Below are 1,716 nucleotides of genomic sequence, written 5' to 3' on the forward strand. Positions count from 1 at the left end.
AGCGTACATTCAATATTTACATAATATAGAGGGTTTGATGAAAACATTTATGTTGCTAAGGGATAATGATCCCCAAATTTTAGAAATATACAAGAAAGCAAATGATATATGGAAGGACACTTTAGAAAAAGAGTGGACTGTTAATGGGCTTGCTGATCGCTTAGGTTCGTTACAACATAATTTCGAACATAAGATGGAAGAATTTGGATTTGATCGCTGGGAAGGACAAGAAGTATTTGTCGTCTCGGGCTTATCTTTTTATTTAGATGAATCTCATGAAGGTAATCAAAAAGCTGAAAAAGTAAGGGAAGCATTTGAAATTAGTTTTTGTAGTATAGAAGTGAAAGGGTTATCTAAAAGATTATCCAAAGCTCTGTACTTAGGAGATTAATTATATGTCTGATTATCCAGAAAGCTTTGATTCAGGTTTATATATTACTTGGCATGAAGAAACTGCTGAGCAAGGTGTCAATTTAATAGAAGTATTGAATTCAAAAAGAGAGGCGCTCAAAGACAACAAAGAGAGATTGAAAAAACTATCAACCTTACTTGATACTTTAAACACAATTTTAATAAGAGCAAAACAAACTAGTGATCAAGATACGTCCATGTTGAAGTGCGATGTGATGCTTTCAGATCAATTAGGTGACGATAAATATGAAGACATATTTAAATCAACAGAATCAGTAATAGATAAGCTGTGGAGAAAAAATAAAGACACTGACGATTATATTACGACTCTAAATATTCAAGAAAGAATAAAAGATTTAGTAAGAAGTTCTGTAATAGTTAGCTCTCACAGTTATGCAAGTGACTTTTGTAAAGCATTAAAAGATTGGAAAACTAAGTTTGAGATAAATGCTGTTGCTTTAGATGATTACTCGGATATTTCGAATATCATTGTGGAACAAGAAGCTAAAATGGCTAGCGGGTATTTCGCATACCACGTTGACGTTGTTTATTCAGATGGTGTTCACATCGAAATACAAATTTATTCTCAATTAAATGAAGTATGGAGAAAGTTATCTCATAAACTTTATGAAAAGACACGATTGAATCAAGACGTAACTCATGGTCATGGTACAAGTGCATCTCGTTTAGTTTCACTTGGTCATTTATTACATCTTGCAGAATGTGAGGCAGAAAGATTGCAATCAGATCTAAATGTTGAGTAAGTACGCTTAACAAGAACTTTAAACGGAACAAAAACAGTTGGCTGTTTCGCTCCGCTACACAATTATAGCCAACAATTTTTGTCCGCTTAAGTGGGCGTTATATTTTTCGTATTACTTGCTCCTTGAGGTGCTCATGAAATATGTATGTTACGAATTAGATGAAGATTCAGAATTATCGATGAATTGGTATGAACGTATTGGTAATGCTATTGATAAAAAAAAGATTGCTAGCACCAATCCAGATTTTCATGAAGCATACAATAATGTCATTTATTGGTGGCTAGAATTAACCGCTGGAGATATTCCGGTTCGTGAACTTGGATTTGACTGTAATGGTGAAGTAATAGTGGCTGGGCCATTGGGTAAAAATATGGGGCTATTTACGTATTACCAATCTAAAGTCAATGGGTTTTATCCGCTAGAGCAATATCAATTCGCTGAGCAATGGGAACTATTTAAAGAAACAAAATATAACAAGTCAATTTAAACGGAACTAAAACAGTGTGCCATGTTTCGTTCCTCAGCAAGTTTGGCACACAAC

Annotated in this window: 3 protein-coding genes; all 3 read left to right on the top strand. The window is 33.9% G+C overall.

Annotated elements, in window-relative coordinates; genetic code table 11:
* Positions 1-391, top strand: a 391-nt coding sequence (locus tag CXF74_RS21275) for a hypothetical protein (protein ID WP_232772615.1), incomplete at its 5' end; no start/stop codon positions are given.
* Between the two features lie 4 nt (positions 392-395).
* Entirely contained in the window at positions 396-1,175 is a 780-nt protein-coding gene (locus tag CXF74_RS21280) for a hypothetical protein (RefSeq protein WP_101084633.1), read from the top strand.
* 133 nt (positions 1,176-1,308) lie between these two features.
* Positions 1,309-1,662, top strand: coding sequence for a hypothetical protein (locus CXF74_RS21285; RefSeq protein WP_101084635.1), 354 nt, complete (start codon positions 1,309-1,311; stop codon positions 1,660-1,662).
* Positions 1,663-1,716: the final 54 nt, after the last annotated feature.

This window comes from Psychromonas sp. Urea-02u-13, assembly GCF_002835995.1.
Lineage (GTDB): Bacteria > Pseudomonadota > Gammaproteobacteria > Enterobacterales > Psychromonadaceae > Psychromonas.